General features: G+C 44.8%; 11 protein-coding genes. All 11 read left to right on the top strand.

What is annotated here, in order from left to right; genetic code table 11:
* The first annotated feature begins 413 nt into the window (after window positions 1-413).
* On the top strand, window positions 414-2,324 hold the full coding sequence (gene nagB, locus H6570_11080) for a glucosamine-6-phosphate deaminase (protein MCB9319818.1): 1,911 nt from the start codon (window positions 414-416) through the stop codon (window positions 2,322-2,324).
* Window positions 2,325-2,423: 99 nt separating this feature from the next.
* Window positions 2,424-3,962, top strand: coding sequence for a carboxypeptidase (locus H6570_11075; protein ID MCB9319817.1), 1,539 nt, complete (start codon window positions 2,424-2,426; stop codon window positions 3,960-3,962).
* Between the two features lie 129 nt (window positions 3,963-4,091).
* Complete coding sequence (locus H6570_11070; protein MCB9319816.1) at window positions 4,092-5,099, top strand: SRPBCC family protein; 1,008 nt, start codon at window positions 4,092-4,094, stop codon at window positions 5,097-5,099.
* An 82-nt stretch (window positions 5,100-5,181) separates the two neighbouring features.
* Window positions 5,182-7,455, top strand: a complete 2,274-nt coding sequence (locus H6570_11065; GenBank protein MCB9319815.1) for a DUF4838 domain-containing protein — start codon at window positions 5,182-5,184, stop codon at window positions 7,453-7,455.
* 222 nt (window positions 7,456-7,677) lie between these two features.
* A complete protein-coding gene (locus H6570_11060) occupies window positions 7,678-10,989 on the top strand; it encodes a glycosyl hydrolase (protein MCB9319814.1) in 3,312 nt (1,103 codons plus the stop codon).
* Window positions 10,990-11,350: 361 nt separating this feature from the next.
* The gene (locus H6570_11055) at window positions 11,351-11,755 is read left to right on the top strand and encodes a gliding motility-associated C-terminal domain-containing protein (protein ID MCB9319813.1); all 405 of its coding nucleotides are present in this window, start codon (window positions 11,351-11,353) and stop codon (window positions 11,753-11,755) included.
* Between the two features lie 521 nt (window positions 11,756-12,276).
* On the top strand, window positions 12,277-13,257 hold the full coding sequence (locus tag H6570_11050; GenBank protein ID MCB9319812.1) for an IS982 family transposase: 981 nt from the start codon (window positions 12,277-12,279) through the stop codon (window positions 13,255-13,257).
* A 25-nt stretch (window positions 13,258-13,282) separates the two neighbouring features.
* Window positions 13,283-13,837 carry a hypothetical protein gene (locus tag H6570_11045; protein MCB9319811.1) on the top strand — a complete coding sequence of 185 codons (555 nt, stop codon included), beginning with the start codon at window positions 13,283-13,285 and terminating at the stop codon, window positions 13,835-13,837.
* An 82-nt stretch (window positions 13,838-13,919) separates the two neighbouring features.
* A complete protein-coding gene (locus H6570_11040; GenBank protein ID MCB9319810.1) occupies window positions 13,920-15,725 on the top strand; it encodes a gliding motility-associated C-terminal domain-containing protein in 1,806 nt (601 codons plus the stop codon).
* 622 nt (window positions 15,726-16,347) lie between these two features.
* Window positions 16,348-16,923, top strand: coding sequence for a hypothetical protein (locus tag H6570_11035; GenBank protein MCB9319809.1), 576 nt, complete (start codon window positions 16,348-16,350; stop codon window positions 16,921-16,923).
* A 92-nt stretch (window positions 16,924-17,015) separates the two neighbouring features.
* Window positions 17,016-19,076 carry a gliding motility-associated C-terminal domain-containing protein gene (locus H6570_11030; protein ID MCB9319808.1) on the top strand — a complete coding sequence of 687 codons (2,061 nt, stop codon included), beginning with the start codon at window positions 17,016-17,018 and terminating at the stop codon, window positions 19,074-19,076.
* Window positions 19,077-19,214 lie beyond the last annotated feature (138 nt).

Below are 19,214 nucleotides of genomic sequence, written 5' to 3'. Positions count from 1 at the left end.
GTGAAAAGGAAGAAATTTATTGATTGTGGCTATCTGGATGATGCGTTCATGTTTAAAGTAAGCAAGCAATGCATTGTCCGGGGTGCTCTATGAATCGTCAAAAGATCCTCAGGGATTGTTTCAGATGAAAAAGCTGATCCGTGAAGAGCTTTGATTGGAATGATTGCATGGTATCCAAAAGTATGGAAATGATCAGCATGACGTGGTGAAAGGATCATACCGTTAACGTTAATCCCATTTAAAGAAAAAGCTTTTTCTTGGAGCCGGAGAAGTTTTACCTTTAGTTCAACTGTATGAAACAGGACTTAGACTAGCTTACAAGTCGAAAAATGAGTGCAATAAATATGCTGTGTGCGCACACCATGTATATTTGTGGCAATAATTGACTGTAATAACTGAAAAATCTCATTCCAATGGCATTACCTCCTCGTAATCAACGATTTGAAAAGGTACCTACCCAAATTTTTGAACATTCTGAAGCTGCCTCGAAGGCGATTGCTCAGGATATTGCCGGACTTATTCGCACTAAAGCCAAAGAAGGAAAGTACTGTGTGCTGGGTCTCGCTACGGGATCTACTCCTAAAACCCTCTACAATGAATTGGTGCGCATGCATCTGGAAGAGGGACTGAGTTTTAAAAACGTCGTGACCTTCAACCTGGATGAATATTATCCGATTGCTCCGGATGCTCTGCAAAGCTATGTCCGCTTTATGCACGAGTACTTATTTGATCATGTAGACATCGATCCGAAGCACATCCACATTCCGGATGGCACCCTGAATCGCGACCTGATCAGTGAGTTTTGTACTTCCTACGAAGAGAAAATTCAATCATTCGGGGGGTTGGATTTGCAGATTCTTGGCATCGGACGCACCGGGCATATCGGTTTTAACGAACCGGGATCCGGGCAGGAGTCCCGCACCCGACTGATTTCCCTGGATTTTATGACCATCATCGATGCAGCCAGTGATTTCTTTGGGGAGGAAAATGTACCACGCAAGGCAATCACCATGGGTGTGGGCACGATCATGGATGCCAAAAGGATCATCCTGATGGCGTGGGGAGAAGGTAAAGCCAATATTATTCATAAAGCGGTGGAGGGCCCCGTAACGGATTCGATTCCTGCGACCTATCTCCAAAAACATCCCAATGCTACCGTCTATGTGGATGACGGCGCCAGTGCCAAATTAACACGCATCAGGACTCCCTGGCTGGTAGGTGAATGTTCCTGGAGTGAAGACCTGATCAAAAAAGCCGTGATCTGGCTATCCCTGCATCTGGATAAACCGATCCTTAAGCTGACCAACCGCGACTATGCCGATAACGGTATGGGCGATATCATTACGGAGTACGAATCGGCTTATAACATCAATATTAAGGTCTTTAATCAGCTGCAACGTACCATCACCGGGTGGCCGGGTGGAAAGCCTCATGCCGACGACACCCACCGTCCTGAACGGGCTGTGCCTGCCCATAAACGTGTGATCATTTTCAGCCCTCATCCGGATGATGATGTTATTTCCATGGGAGGAACTTTCATCCGGCTCCATGATCAGGGACATGAAGTCCATGTAGCGTACCAGACCTCCGGTAATATTGCGGTATTTGATGACGATGTGGTGCGGTTTGCAGATTTCGTCAATGATTACCATGAAGCATTTGGTTTGAGTCCGGATAAGACGCAGGAATTGCTGAACCAGATACGCACTCAGATCCGTACCAAGGTGCCGGGTGAGATCGATTCAGCGGAAATAAGAACACTCAAAGGACTGATCCGCAAAGGTGAAGCGAAAGCCGGCTGCCGTTATGTCGGTATTCCGGAAGAAAACATGCACTTTCAAAACCTGCCGTTTTACGAAACCGGCAAAGTGAAAAAGAAACCGATTGGTGAGGAAGACATTCAGTTGACGATGGATCTTTTGGAATCCATCAAACCACATCAGGTCTATGCCGCCGGTGACCTTTCTGATCCACATGGTACGCACCGTGTGTGCCTGCAGGCCATCTTTGAAGCGCTGAAGCGATTGAAGGACCGGCCCTGGACGAAAGACTGTTGGTTGTGGCTTTACCGGGGGGCCTGGCAGGAATGGGATATCGAAGACATAGATATGGCCGTGCCAATCAGCCCCGAGGAACTGCTCAGGAAGCGTCGCGCCATCTTTAAGCACCAATCGCAGAAGGACAGACCCTTGTTTCCTGGCAACGATGCCCGTGAGTTCTGGCAACGAGCTGAAGAGCGCAACCGAGGCACTGCTGCCGCTTATGACCGATTGGGCCTCGCGGAATATGAAGCCATCGAAGCTTTTAAACGATTTGAATATTGATTGTAATTTTGGTACCTAGCAATTGTATCCGGTGACCAGATGCTGGAAAAAAGGATATCAGATGCCGGGTATATTAAAATGTTAACATAAACTAGTATCATGAAGCGAATTTTCCTAGCAAGCTTTTGGTTTGCTCTCGTTGCTATTGCTCCCGCTTTCAGCCAGGATCAGGCTAAACCCGATAAACCGGAAGGACCGGCCCCCAAGGGTGAGGTTGCTACCTCCAAAGGGTCCGTACATATGGATGGCAAAGTGCTGAATTATACGGTTGAGGCAGGTACCCTGCAGCTCCGTGACGAAGAAAATGAACCTATCGCGCTCTTTGGATATACAGCCTATTTTAAAGATGATGTCACAGACTATTCAAAGAGGCCCATCCTGTTTGCCTATAATGGAGGACCAGGGTCTTCATCGATGTGGTTGCATATGGGGGTTATCGGCCCCAAACGCGTTGCAGTGAATGATGTTGGCTATACACCTGCGGCGCCTTACAACCTGGAAGAAAATCCCTATTCTCCAATCGATATGGCGGATATCGTGATGATCGACCCGGTAGGAACCGGTCTTAGTCATGCGATCGGAAAAGCAAAAAATACTGACTTCTGGGGTGTTGATGAGGACATCCGCACAGTGAGTTTATTCATCAAGCAGTTTGTGAATGAGCACAATCGTTGGAATGCACCTAAATATTTATTGGGAGAAAGCTATGGCACCATGCGGAATGCCGGTGTAATGAACTATCTCCAGGAGCGTCTGGGGATGTCCTTGAATGGCGTCATCATGGTCTCTGCCGTATTCGATATCCGGATGCTGGCTTTTGCTGCCGGTGACGACATCTCATACATTACCAATCTTCCGACCTATGCAGCAACTGCCTGGTACCACGATAAAGTGCCCGGAAAGCCGGAGCTAACCAAGTTCCTGCAGGACGCCCGTGACTTTGCCGGGGGAGCCTATGCAACAGCACTGATGAAGGGAGACCAGCTACAGGGTGCTGAGCGTAAGGAAATACTCTCCAAACTGGCTTATTTTACCGGCCTGAGCGAAGATTATCTAACCCGTGCCGATCTGCGGGTCAAGCAACCGGAGTTCTCACAGCAGCTGATGCGGGAACAAGGTGTGACTGTAGGCCGGCTGGATAGCCGCTTTACGGGAATTAACCAGGACTTGCTGAGTCAGTATACCCAGTATGATCCGCAAAGTGCTTCCATTTCTCCGGGATATACCGCTGCTTTCATGGATTATTTTTACAATCAGTTGGGTGTTGATAAATCCAATTATTATCACGTGTCAGCCTATGCACGGAAAGGATTCAACTGGAATTGGGAACACCGTTCCGGACGTGGCTTTCCTTCCGGTAGCACCAATACCGGAGTGGACATGGCAGAGGCTATGTCGCATAATCCAAACCTGAAAGTCATGATCATGAATGGCTATTACGACTTGGCTACTCCTTTTTATAATGTGGAGTATACCATAAATCACCTTGGCCTTACTCCTGAGATCAAGAAGAATATAGAAATGAAATATTATGAAGCAGGACATATGATGTATACGCATGATGAGTCTTTGAAGATGTTCAAAAAAGACCTTGCAGCGTTCATAGATTCAACATTACATCCGGTAACTCAGCCTTAAAATAGTAAGGCCAATCGGACGAGCGGAGGAAGTCTTAACCAATGGATTTCCTCCGCTTTTTATTTATAAAATAGTGAGCCATCTGTTGCGGCGAAATCGTAACTTTAATACAGACCCAAATCTTTTACCATGAAGGTACTTCGCTGGCTAATGTACATCCTGATTGCGGTTTTAGTTGCAGCCGTGGTATTGGGATTGATCGGACCTAAAACCTACCTGGTCTCCCGCTCAATCGTGATTGACGCCGGTCGTCAGGAGGTATTTGGCTGGATTGATAATTTTGATAAAATAAACCGGTGGAATCCGTGGGTGGACCTGGATCCCAATATGACCACTTCACTCAAAGGTACCGATGGTCAGGTGGGTGTTGAATACAGTTGGCAGGGAAACGATAAGGTGGGCAAGGGTTCCCAGACCATCATGGAGATCGTGCCCGGTGAACTGGTTGGGACCCGCCTGAAATTTATAGAGCCGATGGCTTCGGAAGCGGATGTCACCACGACGGTTCAGGACACGTCCGGAGGGACCAAAGTGACCTGGGCTATGCATGGTGAAAATGGTTTTATCAGCCGCATATTCATGAATTTTATGAATATGGATGCGATGATTGGCCCTGATTTTGAAAAAGGTATGCAAAAACTTAAGACGCTGGTCGAAGCCAACAAATCCGTGGGTCATTCCGGATACCAGATTTTGGAATCGGACTTTCCGGGACAATTATATGCAGGCATTCGCAAAGAGATCCCGATCAGCGATCTGACTGCTTTTTTTACACAAACGTTTGGATTAGTTATGGAGAAAGCCGGATCCAGAGCCGTGGGTATGCCTTGCAGCTTTACGTATGTATGGGATGAGACTAATCGGCGCACGGATATTGCCGGAGTGGTACCGGTTTCAGGTCAGGTGGAAGGGCTTACCTCGTTCAATTTGCCGGCGAGCCGGATGCTTTCCATTGACTATTATGGAGCCTACGATGCTATCGGATCTGCGCACGCGGCTATGGAGGTTTATATGAAGGATCACCATCTGGAGTTTATACCGCCCGTCGTGGAAGCATACCTGTCCGATCCTGGAAGTGAACCAGACACTTCTAAATGGCTCACCCAGGTTCGCTATTTTGTACGCGATCTGAAATAATCTCCATTCTGCCGTTTCATTCCGGCATTATCAGGCAGCATATCTGAGAATTCCCCATATTTGCACTTCATAAAAAATGCATATGAGACTCCGGTTTGCGGTAAGTTATACCGCATTTGCTATTTTACTACTCCTGAGTTCCTTATTCCTGTACTCCTGTTCCGGTGAATCCGTTCAATCGGCAGCTAAGTCTGTCACTTTGGTAGCCAACGGGAAATCGGAATATGTCATCATTATTCCCCAGGATCCGACCTCAGTAGAGCAGTCCACTGCTGAAGATCTGAAGTCTATCATTGGCAAAATGGCCAACGTGCAAATTCCGGTATTTACGGATGGGGATGCTCCGAAAGCACGCGAGATCAGCATCGGGAACACCAACCGCTGGAAGAGCAAATCGGATCAATTGACCGCCCAGGGCTATGAATTGCGTACCGAGGGCCAGCGGATATTATTACGTGGCGGTTCGGAGGTCGGATTAAGATACGGGTATCAGGATTTGATCGAAATGCTGGGCGCCCGGCGATATGTAGCTAATACAACCATTTTCAAAAATGGCACTGAATTGACGTTTCCGGGTATGGACAAGATCTATAACCCACCTTTTATTTACCGGCAGCTGGATTATGCAGGGGCTGAAAGTACGTTCTTCAGTGACTGGTATAAACTGGACAACAGCAAGGTTAATGAACTATGGGGGATGCACGGAGCTACCCTGGAAAAGCTCCTGCCTGCCACTTCTTATTTTGCACAACATCCGGAATGGTATGCGGAAGTCAATGGAAAGCGTATCAACAATGGGGGACTTTGTTTGAGTAATTCCGATGTTGAGAAGCAAGTGAGGGATTTGCTCGCATTGCGGATTCAGGCGAATCCCGGAGCAATTTATTGGTCAGTTAGCCCAGATCCGGCACATGGGATGTGTACCTGTGCAGCCTGCAGCCGTATCAATGAGGAGGAGGGAAGCCCTGCCGGCACCTTGATCCGCTTTCTGAATCAACTTTCTCCTGATTTTACGGGCCGGCAACTTGTAGCGGAAATGAGCGGTATGTACCGTCATGCCCCTAAAACCAAGCCAGCAGGCAATGTACTGATCGTCTTACCTGCTGACGATCTGGACCATGCTCATCCAATCGCAACGGCTGATGTCAATGCTGGTTTCCGCAACGACCTGCAGGCGTGGCTTCAGTTGACCAATCAGATTATGGTGCGGGATTACCTGGTACAAAGCAGTAATTATATCAGCCCATTTCCCAATCTGCGTGCTATCCAGTCGGACTTTCAGTACTTCCGGGATCAGGGTGTGAAGCAAATTGTTGCACAGGGAGACCCTGAGCCAGGGGGCGAATTGGCTGAACTGCGACAGTTTGTTACGGCGCGGTTGCTCTGGAATCCCGATCTGCAGGTGGACAGTATGATTCAGGAGTTTTGTTCGTTTTATTACGGTGCAGCCGGACCTTTTGTATACCGCTACGTCGAGTTACTCCATAATCAGCTGGAAGCAAGTGGCAGGCCTCTTACTTCCCGGGGAAGCCCGGTGGAAGGTATGGATACCTATTTGCGTCCGGAATACATGGATCAGTACAACTACTTTTTTAACCAGGCTGAACCGCTGATCTCCAATGATCCGCAACTTCGTGACCGGTTGCAGCGCGACCGACTTCCATTGGTCTACGTCAGCCTGGAACTGGCTAAAGCATATGGCACGGAAAAGCGCGGCTTTTATCTAAATGTGAATAAGAAATGGATCAAAGTGGAAGGTCTCCTGGATCTGGCCAATAATTTTGTGGTGGAATGTGACCGGCTAGGGATCAAGCATCTCAATGAGGCGGGAACTACTCCTCAGGCATATCAGACCGACTTGCTTCGTTATGCGGACCGGCCGGTTCAGGAACACATCTTCTTCCGCAAGTCGGCCATTTCTTTTGGGCAGTCACCCTCACCGCTTTTTTCCGGAGGCGATCCCATCTATCTGGTCGATGGAATTTCCGGCTTAACAGATTACAGATATTCCTGGCTGGGGTTTTCGGGTAACAATGTTGAAGCCACTATGGATTTTGGCAAAGACACGGTGTTCAGCTCGGTGGAAACGCATTTTCTCCAGGACCCGGATCATCAGATCGTATTACCAACGAACATTACCATTTCCGTATCTTTTGATAATGCCAACTTTACACCGGTGAAGACATTTGCCAACGCAGATGCGGGTTCCGGTGGTGGATTGACCATTAAAGAATTTAAGTCTACATTTACTGCTCAAAAGGCGCGCTATTTTAAAATTACCGCTGAAAATCCGGGAACGGTGAATGGGTCGGAGACTCCAGCCTGGTTATTCGTGGACGAAATAGTGGTGAAATAACCGATAGTCTGGTATAACTAGGTTTATGGCTTAAAAACAGGCCTGGTTCAATCTGAAATCCAGGATTATCGTCTCTGATACACCGGGATCTTTAAGGTATTTGCAAAGAATGCATCCTGATTCTGTTGACAGTACGCAATTGGTCATTCTCAATGATGAATGTCATGGGCAACAGTAGCTATTCCTTTGCGAACTCATTAACTTTGAAAAAACAATCCGATCATGAATAAGCTTTTCCGAATCGTTAGTCTGGTGCTGATGGTCAGCTTGATGGTACATCCTGGATGGAGCCAAAAGAAGAAACCCACAGAACCTGCTCCCGTCATGAAGAAAGACACCCTGGTGGACAAGACTTCATTTGGCGGGCTGAAATTCCGTAGTATAGGCCCGGCTATTACCTCCGGGCGTATTGCTGATTTTGCTGTTAACCCGGATCATCCCAAGATCTATTATGTCGCTTCGGCTGCTGGCGGGGTTTGGAAAACAGTCAATGCCGGGATTACTTACGATCCGGTCTTTGACGGGGAAGGAAGTTGGACCATTGGTTGTGTAACCCTGGATCCGAATAATCCGAATGTGGTTTGGGTCGGTACCGGTGAGAACAACAATCAGCGTTGCGTCGGCTATGGAGACGGTATCTATAAGTCAACGGACGGAGGTGCTTCCTGGTCCAATATGGGCCTTAAGAACTCCGAACACATCGGTAAGATCGTAGTTGATCCAACCAATTCAAACGTGGTTTATGTAGCAGCTATTGGTCCGGTATGGTCAAGTGGCGGTGATCGGGGTGTGTATAAAACCGAAGACGGTGGCAAAACCTGGAATGCCGTTTTGACCATCGATGAATACACCGGTGTCAACGATCTGGTGATGGATCCGCGTAATCCTGAAGTACTGTATGCCTCAGCCTTTCAACGCGAGCGCAAGGTATTCACCTACATTGGCGGCGGCCCCGGATCAGGAATGTACAAATCAACCGATGGTGGCAAGACTTGGGATAAGGCTAACAAAGGACTTCCCGGTGTCGATAAAGGCCGCATTGGACTGGCTATTTCACCAGCCAATCCGGAGGTTATCTATGCGATCGTAGAAGCTGCGGAAGACAAAGGCGGGGTTTATGCTTCCACCAACCGCGGCGCCTCATGGGAAAAACGCAGCGGATATTCCACCAGCGGTAACTACTACCAGGAGATCATCGCCGACCCTAAGGACCAAAATACCGTCTATGTGATGGATACCTGGATGCAGATATCGACCGATGGAGGCCGTAATTTTAAAAATGTTGGAGAAGATTTTAAACACGTGGATAACCACGCCCTGTGGATCGATCCCAACGATACCGATCACCTGTTGTCCGGGTGTGATGGAGGCGTTTATGAATCGCTGGACCGCGGTAAGAACTGGGACTTTAAAGCCAATTTGCCGGTTACCCAATTTTATAAAGTCGCGCTGGATAATGCCTTGCCGTTCTACAATGTCTACGGTGGTACACAGGACAACTTTTCCATGGGAGGACCTTCTCGGACCGTGAGCGGGAATGGAATAGCCAATGAACAATGGTTTATGACCAACGGCGGAGATGGATTTGAGTCACAGGTTGATCCGAATAACCCGGACATCGTCTATGCCCAATCCCAATACGGAGGACTGGTACGGTTTGATCACCGCAGTGGTGAGGCTCTTGGTATTCAGCCGAAAGAACGCAAGGATGAAAACTCGTATCGCTGGAACTGGGATGCGCCGCTGGTCATCAGCAAACACGTACCCACGCGAATCTATTTTGCGGCCAACAAGGTATTCCGCAGTGACGATCGTGGAAACAGCTGGAATGTCATCAGCGATGACCTTACTGCACAGATCAACCGCAATGAACTGAAAGTGATGGGCCGCGTCTGGGGCATCGATGCCGTAGCGAAGAATGTATCCACCTCGCCTTACGGAACCATCGTCGCCATGGATGAATCGCCACTGGATCCGGACCTGCTTTTCATCGGCACGGATGATGGCCTGATCCAGATCACCACCGATGGAGGTAAAACCTGGATGAAGGCCAGCCAGCCGGCTGGTGTTCCGGCAAACACCTACGTAAATATGGTCCTGGGCTCGCAGTTTGACAAGCAGGTGTTGTATGCCTGTTATAACCACCATAAAGAAGGCGATTTCAAGCCCTATGTGTTCAAGAGTACTGATCTGGGCAAAACATGGATGTCCATCACCTCCAATCTTCCGGAGCGCGGTTCTTCCTATGCCATAGCAGAAGACTTCGTAGATAAGGATCTGCTTTTCGTAGGTACTGAATTTGGTGCTTATTTTTCCAATAACGGAGGCCAGTCCTGGAAAGCCCTCAAGGCTGGACTGCCGACCATTGCCATCCGTGACATCGCCATTCAAAAGCGGGAAACCGACCTGGTTTTGGCCAGCTTTGGCAGAGGATTTTATGTGCTGGATGACTACAGCGCCCTGCGCAATTCAAAGGAAGCGGACCTGACAGCAGCTGCTACTCTGTATCCCGTGCGCGACGCATTGCAATACGAACTTTCCACGCCATTGGGATTACCTAAAAAAGGATTCCAGGGAGATAATTATTACCTGGGTGATAACCTTGGTCCGGTGGCGCTGATCACCTATTATGTGAAAGATAAAATCGAATCGCTCAAGGATAAACGGCAAGGGGAAGAGAAGAAAGCCGCTAAAGATGGCAAGGATAACCCGTATCCGACGTACGATGCACTCAAAGCGGAAGAAGATCAACCGGACGCTTACCTGCTCTTCACAATCAGCGATGCGGATGGCAACATGGTCCGTAAGCTGACGACCAGCCCGGGGACCGGAGTACAGCGTATCCAGTGGGATCTGCGTTATGCCCCCAAGGATCCCGTTTCGTTAGGCGGGCCGAGCTTTTACAATCCATTTGCCGGTCCCGACCAGGGCCGGATGGTGGACCCCGGTCGCTATCAGGTATCCTTGTCGAAGAGCGAAAATGGCATGATCACCCCACTTGCCGGCCCGGTCTTTTTCGAAGTCAAAGCATTGAACAATACCACTCTGCCCGCCACCAACCGTGAAGACCTGGTCGCTTTTCAGGATGAGGTGACGGATCTGGCCCGGGTGGTTCAGGGAGCGCAACGAACCATGGGATCGGTTCAGAATAAGATGCGCCTGATGAAGGAAGCCATCAAAGCAACCGAAGCGGACCAGGAGATGCTGATGAAATCCTGGCTGGATATCGATCAGCAGCTGAGCAGCTTGCGTACCGAGATCTCCGGAGACCGGATTGCCTCACAGCTGGATATCGATACCCCTCCGTCGCTCACCAATCGCTTATACAGTGTGCTTTATGAAGCTTCAGCGTCGACTTCTGCGCCGACAAAAACCCACCGGGATACTTATATGCTTGCCAAGGAACAATTCGGGCCCTGGTACACGAAGTTTAAGGCTTTGATCAGCGGGCCTTTTGCCCAGTTGCAGCAGAAACTGGTTGATGCCGGTGCGCCCTATACGCCGGATGCCATGCTGGAATTGCTGAAAAAATAAAAACAAATCAAGGTAACAGAGGCTGGGCCATCCAGGTGGTCCAGCCTTTTTCTTATTAGGGTACTGACTTCAGGTGCGGCCACTCCGGGGCCAGATGATCTCTGACGTCCTATCTTCAATCCATTTGTGACCGTATTGCATTGAGATTACAAGTGACTGTGAATCAGCAGATTCTTAATGCATTGCATCAGAAATGTGTAAGCATTTAATGCAAATCTTCATCGCTTAACTTAGGGACCCAACTATATTTTAAAGTAATCCGATGGTGAAGCCATTAAAGTATTCTGTTACTGCACATTCCCCTGTAGCCTCAGGACTAAGGATACTTGTGCCCAGTACTTACCGGGTTTAGTAATCGATCGTGGAATGGGATGATGGCAGTATAGATCCTTACCATATTCTGGACGGGCCTGGGGTTTATTGGTTGGATTACCTGGATCAAGGATGTCTCTTCCGGGATAGTATGCAAGTAGTAGCCGGATATTGTGAAGATTGCCGCGTTTATGTACCCAATATTTTTAGCCCAAATGGGGATGGACACAATGATGTATTGGCCATTCAAACCAACTGTACGTTATCCACTTTTTCATGGCAGATCTGGGATCGTTGGGGCACCCCCGTGTTTTCTACCCGGGACCCTTCCGTTTCGTGGGATGGCAGGGTAGGGCAGTCTATGGCACCGGTAGGGGTATATGTATTCCGGATGAATGGCTTGACTCCTGATGGTGAGGTGCGGGACCAGGGGACGATTACCCTGATCCGGTGATATGAATAAAGTTGCCTTAGGTGGGGATGCAGGTGTGGCTCTCCTGAGGCCTAATGATCTCTTACTCCCTATTCAATCCATTTGTGACTGCATTGAGATCAAGGACAAGTGGTCTTTCGAAATGATCTTTATCCCCTTGGCGGGTATATCGGTATAAATAACCATCCTTCTGTTTCTACACTGTTGTCTGAAATTCAGCGATATAGGCCTTAAACGAGCCCTTTTCGCGTTGGCTTAACGGTATTCCACTGATTTATGTTAAATAATTACAGACTTACAATATCTTTTTTTTTTTTTGCGTCATAGAAGTGTACCTGCGAATCAAAAAGCCCAACATCCTCACCGAAAAAAGAGTAAGCAGCCAGGATGCACCGGATAAGCATCATAAAAAAATAGCTAATCGGATACTGGCCAGTTTCATAGCTACGGAGGTCGCCGAAAATCCGTGAATAGAGTAGGCTGTTTTTTTAGTTTTATAATTAGTAACGCGTTGAGTGGTTGAAATATTAATAAAAAAGATCATGCATTTGTTTGAAAATCAGTATTTTAAAGAAATAACGACAAATCTTAAAACTACTGATATGCATGATCTCAAGTCAATTTACACAAAAATCCGCAGGACTCTAAAGACAGTAGCCAAAGATTGTTTTGATTCTGACGGCAACCATCGATACTATCCCAATGCCCCATCCATGTCAGATCTGGAGATAATAAGCCTGACTTTGGCCGCCGAGAGCTTGCAGATAACCTCTGAAAATCTTCTCTGGTCCAAGATCCAAAAAGACTACCCTTTCCTATTTCCAAACCTTGTACATCGCACCTCGTATAACCGCAGAAAGAAGGCCCTTCGATATATCTTTTTGGTATGTACGGAGCGCCTTGCATTACCATTAGTTAACGATAATGATTCCTTTATTATAGACTCCATCCCAGTTCCTACCTGCAAGATTATACGGGAGAAGTTTTCTAAAGCTTGCCGGAGACCGGAAATGGACGAGGTACTGGCCAATAAGGGTTACAACGCGATTATGGGTGGTTACTTTATTGGCTATAAAATCCATTTAATTACCACAGAATCAGGTGTATATAGAGATCTTTTAGTCACCTCTGCAAACGTCCACGACAATGCTTTTTTAAAAGAGATATCCATGGACGATGAGCATCTTTATCGACGAGAATTATTGGGAGATCGAGCATATATTGGACACTCCACACAATTACGATTATTCGAAGAGACCGGACTTAAAGTTCATGTGCCGTATCGAAGAAATCAAAAGGACTATCAAGCTTACAATCCAATCCTTAAATTAAAGCGTAAAACAATAGAAGTGGTCTTTTCTCAATACTGTGATGAATACGCCATCAGACAGAATTATGCCAAAAGATTTGATGGTTTTGAAATCAGGATTATTACGAAAGTTGCAGCCAAAACTTTTAAGCAATACTGGAATTATTTAAACAACCGTCCTATAAACCAAACCAAACATGCTTTGGCAGCTTAACCACTCAACGCGTTAATTAGTAGTTATGAAAACAAAAGTAATTGTTAGTGTCTTGGCCGTATTGTTTATGATGGTAATGAATGCTTGTCAAAGACAAGATCCCAAGCCCAAATTAAATGAAAAGCCTGTTACGTATGAAGGACTGATGAAAGCAGCGATAGATGCTAATGTTAATGTTGAACACGCGACATTAACTGAATTGAATGAGATATTTATTGCAAATGGACTTCGGCCTTATACTGAAGAACAAATATTGCAATTTAAATCTGAACTTGAAAAGAGAGGGACAAATTGTAATGCTTATTATCTTGCTGCATATCTTGGAGATGCAGATGGTAATGGAACATTGTCTGGATACGACCTGGTGCTTATTAGCATTAATTATGGAGTCTTAGGTACCTATTACGACTCCTATCATGGATATCGAATTTATCCTACTGATCCAGTTACTGACTATGAGATATATAAGGAGGGTTATATGAGTGATATCAATAATCTATTCCCTGGGGAATACAACTGGCTAGATGTACATGATAGAGACGTGGGATCCATGGCGATTTTAGGTCTGCTTTGTCCATGATTTAATGCAGATTGAATAACTACTTGGGCATTCACTCTTTATTAGTGAATGCCCAATTCAAATACTAACTTGAATAATGAAGATGAGGATTGTATTTTTTACAATGATGACATTGTGTAATGTTATCTATTCTCAGAATGTTAACAATATTTGGTATTTTGCTGGTGGATGTGGTATTGATTTTAATCAAAAGACACCTATATTATTAAATGGCAACGCTATCCCTTCTGAAGTAATTCCATTGGCAACATCTACTATTTGTGATAATTCTGGTTCAATATTGTTTTATTCTGATGGGTTCAAAGTTTGGGATAAAAACAATAGCGTGATGCCCAATGGTACAAACTTACCAGGATCTCAAAATTTTCAACAGGGAACGCTTATTGTGCCGTTTGTAAATGATCCCAATAAATTTTATCTATTTACAACAGAATTTACATTGCCTGCTTTCCAAGGGAAGTTGTTTTTAAATGTTGTGGATATGTCTCTAAGAAATGGACTAGGCGAAGTTACAGAAAGTGGGATCGAAATTGGTGATGGATTTTCAATTCGTTTAGTTTCTGTGCTTGGGGAATGCGGTAAAGTCTGGGTGGTTACCAATAAAAGTCAAACTAATAAATATTGTGTTTATGGAATTGATGAAAATGGCGTTGATATGGATCCTATCATATCAAATGTTGGACTGATCCAAGTTAATAATGGTACTAGTAATATTAAGGCTTCACCACAGGGAGATAAATTAGTTGTACATAGTAATAATAAAATTGAAATATTGAGATTTGATTCAGAAAATGGATTGATCTTTAATCCCATTATATTAGATCATATCGGTAATGCTCTAACAGGATGCTTTTCGCCCAATGGGAATTTATTATATACTATGGAAACGGATAATTTAGGAACTAATCTCTATCAATATGATGTTAGCACCTATGATTCTCTAATAATTGAAAACTCAAAGACTTTAATATTTAAATACGGACCAGGAACAATTGGTCAGGACATGCAAAATGGACCTGATAGCTCGATTTATGTTAATCCTGATAATGGGGGTTTACTTGGCGTAATTAATATGCCGAATAGACAAGGACTTGATTGTGAGTATAAAGTCGACGGACTTGACCTTACAAATTGTGGAACCTCAGTTTCTAGATTTAATAATCTCATTGTAATGAATAGGTTACTTGAAATTTCAAAATTGATAATTCCTGATACCATGATATGCCCAAATAATGTTTATAAAATAAATGTTCAAGCTGACGGGGCCACTTATAAGTGGGATGATGGAAGTGCTGATTCTCATAGGGAAATTTCTGTGCCTGGTGAATATTGGTTAGAACGAAAATTCGATGGTTGTACCCAGCGAGATAGTTTTTATGTTAATATTTCAAATTTTAAGCCATTAGATATTGTTGATGAATATGAGATTTGCCTTGGGGATTCTGTGGAGTTCTTTGTTGAAAATACTTGGGATTTTTTGAGTTGGAATGATGGAATAACATCCTTTCATCGATTCTTTAAAAGCCCAGGAGTTTACAAATTGACTGTTCAATCTGGTATTTGTATAGATTCTGCTACTATTTGGATTAATCAATCTGAAGACTGTAATGAAAGTTTTAGTATTTATATTCCAAATGTATTCTCTCCCAATGGCGATGGTGTAAATGACGAACTTCAGGTTTTTTCCAATGACACTTTTACTTCATTCATCTGGCGGATCTGGGATCGCTGGGGAAACCTGGTATTTTCGACCACTGATCCAGCTACCTCCTGGAATGGCATGATGGGACATAGACTGGCACCACTTGGCGTTTATGTGTACAGCATACGAGGACGAACGGCAAAAGGAGAATTAAATGAACAAGGAACTGTAACATTGGTATACTGATAACATTTTAGATCTTACCTACTGCCGTTCAGGCCATTTCCTATTAAGCTATTGCTGGGTAATTATTTGCATGTCATGAAAACAGGATTGTCCATGCATGAACCAAAGGACTGCAGCGCAGTCCCAGTAGGTTAGTTGATGAAACCAAGAGACCTACCGACCCCAGCGGGGTCGAACCCCATTATTGGTAATGATTGGCAACCCATTGGGAAGATCCGTGAAAGCTTGAAACAACAGGTGCGACCCCGCTTGGGTCGATTCATGGGTAACATAATTGCCTAACCTACTACGACCACACTGTGGTCGATGCTGGATCAAAATGAACATTGCATTAGATTACAGGATCGAAGGAAAGTTGCAAGGTAGTTTAACCATTGTTAAGAATGAGGAAATATGTTAAAGTATTTCAATTTTGCAATATCTTTTATTTTGCGTCATAGAAGTGTACTCGCGAATCAAAAAGCCCAACATCCTCAGTAAGAAAGAGTAAGCAGCCAGGATGCACCGGATAAGCATCTTAAAGAGATAGCTAATCGGATACTAGCCAGTTTCATAGCTACGGAGGTCGCCGAAAATCCGTCAACAGAGTAGGTCGTTATGTCGCTTTTTAAATATTCTAGTTATGAGACACGTTTTAATTTTAATGATTTTGGCGATGGTACTCGCAGTCACTTCATGTACAAAGGAAAATGAAGTGGGAAAGACCACTGAACCGCAAATTGAAAATAAAGACTTACAAGCGCAGTTTGAGGCGTGGATGGATAAATACAAGGACAAAACATTTGATGCAACACCTATGAGTTTGAAGGAAATTAATGACCAACTGGTCGAAGACGGGCAACCGCCATTTTCGGCAGAGGAATTCGGGGTTTCAGAAGAAGCTTTTAATCGCTTAATGAATGGTTTTCCATTAGAAGATAATTCTGATAAACTTTCATTGAGAACATCCTACTGTTATCCACCAGTGAATTCTCAGGACTATTGGGTCATGTTCCTGATTGATTACAATCAAGATGGAGATTTTGATCAAGATGATATTACGGAAATTAGAGATGTCATCTTAGGAGAAGTGCCTCCATCTAACGAATCTGAAAATTTTGGTTATGTGTCTTATGAGATATTAAGCATCAATGAATATTTGTCGACATACGACATTGCAGTCGCATACAATTTTCGGTATTTGAATACATATTGTTAATGAATAATGAAAGGAGTGGTTCAAGAAATGAGCCGCTCCTTTTCTTTCGATTGTGTATGTGGAAATGCTCTAATATTTGTTGCCTTCTTTTAATGGCGTATTCTCTTTTTGCTCAAAAAGAAAATAATATTTGGTATATCGGGCGAGCTCATTTGTTAAATTTTAATAACGTGCCAGCGGATGCAATTTACGAGACTGAACTTAATAATCGCAAAAAGATTACTTACATAGAGACTGTAGGATTGAATTCAGTAGTATGTGATTCAACTGGAGATTTGCTCTTCTTGACAAATGGTTATCAAATAATTGATCGGACTTATACAAGAATGAAGAATAGCGATTCTATTGATGTGACCATTAATCCAATGATGCCAGCGGTTAGTTTGAAGATGCCTGGAGAGGCGCAAATGTACTATTTGTTTCAACTTAAAGGTGGAAGATCCTTTAGCGGCCTAAATGGCATAGCAAAATATATTGATGGTAAGCTGTATCGAGTCACCATTGATATGTCGGGAAATAACGGATTGGGGATTGTCGATACGGCAAGATCGGACTTTATTAGAGGTGGACTTACAAGCAAAATGGTTCTGGCTAGAGCAAATTGCGGAGGTATTTGGTTGATTACGCATGAAGTAGATTCAAGAAACTTTTTGAGTTTCAAAATAGACAATATTGGGATTCATAATCCTGTTGTTTCAGAAGTTGGACATTTAATAACAAGTTCAGTACCAAACAAAGAAAACTTGTATAAATTTTCTGAGGGCTTACTGAGTGTCTCACCTGATTATAAAAAATTATTGGTTTGTGGAGGAAAAGATAATTTTGCAGAAATACTATCTTTTGATCAAGAAACAGGTGTCGTGTCTAATCCCATTTCACTTCCAGTAAAACAAGACAGTTTGTCACATAATTTTGGATGCTTTTCACCTGACTCACGAAAAATATATATTGGAGAAACAAATCATAAGTTAGAGAAGGACGATACGACAACAACTTTTTGGCAGTATGATTTGGAGACATATACAGAACTGGAAATAGTTAATTCGAAGAAATATATTGGGGAGTCAGCAAGAAATTCCAGAAATGGTGTAATTCAAGTGGGGCCTGATAGTAATTTATATTTTATAACAGGCGGATGGTTAGGGGCTATTCAAAATCCGAATGACCAATATCCTCAATTTATTGAAAACGTAGACAGCGCATATATTGGGGGATGGTTCTCCCTAAACAATCCCCTCGTACTTCCCGACCCACCCTCATTCCGGGATTCAACATTTTTACTTTCCGATACCCTTCTATGTGCAGGAGATGCCATCCGGATGGACCTTGGATCGCTGGGTGACCGTTTTTTATGGCAGGATGGATCCACGGATGCGCTGTATACGATTACTAAACCCGGGAAGTACTGGGCGCAGGTAGAGCGTGGTAATTGCACCTTCTACGATACAATGGTTGTAGAACCAAAGTGGGTTGAGGGTTTGGATATACCTCAGGATACTTTGTTGTGCCCGGGGGATTCCATCATTATTTCACTTCCCGGAGACTTTGATTTTCGTTGGCAGGATGGGTCACTGGAAAATCCGTATTCCATCCGTCAGGCGGGCACGTATTGGGTTGCCATCCAGGACAGTGGGTGTGTGGTTCAGGATACCACCATTGTTCAGGACGTTTCTTTTCAGCCGGTACTACCTGATGCTCTATCTTTGTGTGAAGGTGAGACATTAGAGCTTGATATTCCATATGATATCGTGGGATGGGATGATGGCAGTATAGATCCTCACCGTATTCTGGACGGGCCTGGGGTTTATTGGCTGGATTACCTGGATCAAGGATGTCTATTCCGGGATAGTATGCAAGTAGTAGCCGGATATTGTGAAGATTGCCGCGTTTATGTACCCAATATTTTTAGTCCAAATGGGGATGGACACAATGATGTATTGGCCATTCAAACCAACTGTACGTTATCCACTTTTTCATGGCAGATTTGGGATCGTTGGGGCACCCTCGTGTTTTCTACCCGGGACCCTTCCGCTTCGTGGGATGGCAGGGTAGGGCAGTCTATGGCACCGGTAGGGGTTTATGTATTCCGGATGAATGGCTTGACTCCTAATGGTGAGGTGCGGGACCAGGGGACGATTACCCTGATCCGGTGATATGAATAAAGTTGCCTTAGGTGGGGATGCAGGTGTGGCTCTCCTGAGGCCTAATGATCTCTTACTCCCTATTCAATCCATTTGTGACTGCATTGAGATCAAGGACAAGTGGTCTTTCGAAATGATCTTTATCCCCTT

Source organism: Lewinellaceae bacterium (assembly GCA_020636135.1).
GTDB lineage: Bacteria > Bacteroidota > Bacteroidia > Chitinophagales > Saprospiraceae > JAGQXC01.
Note: the sequence above shows the minus strand (reverse complement) of the source record. Positions and strands in the feature narration are given on the sequence as shown.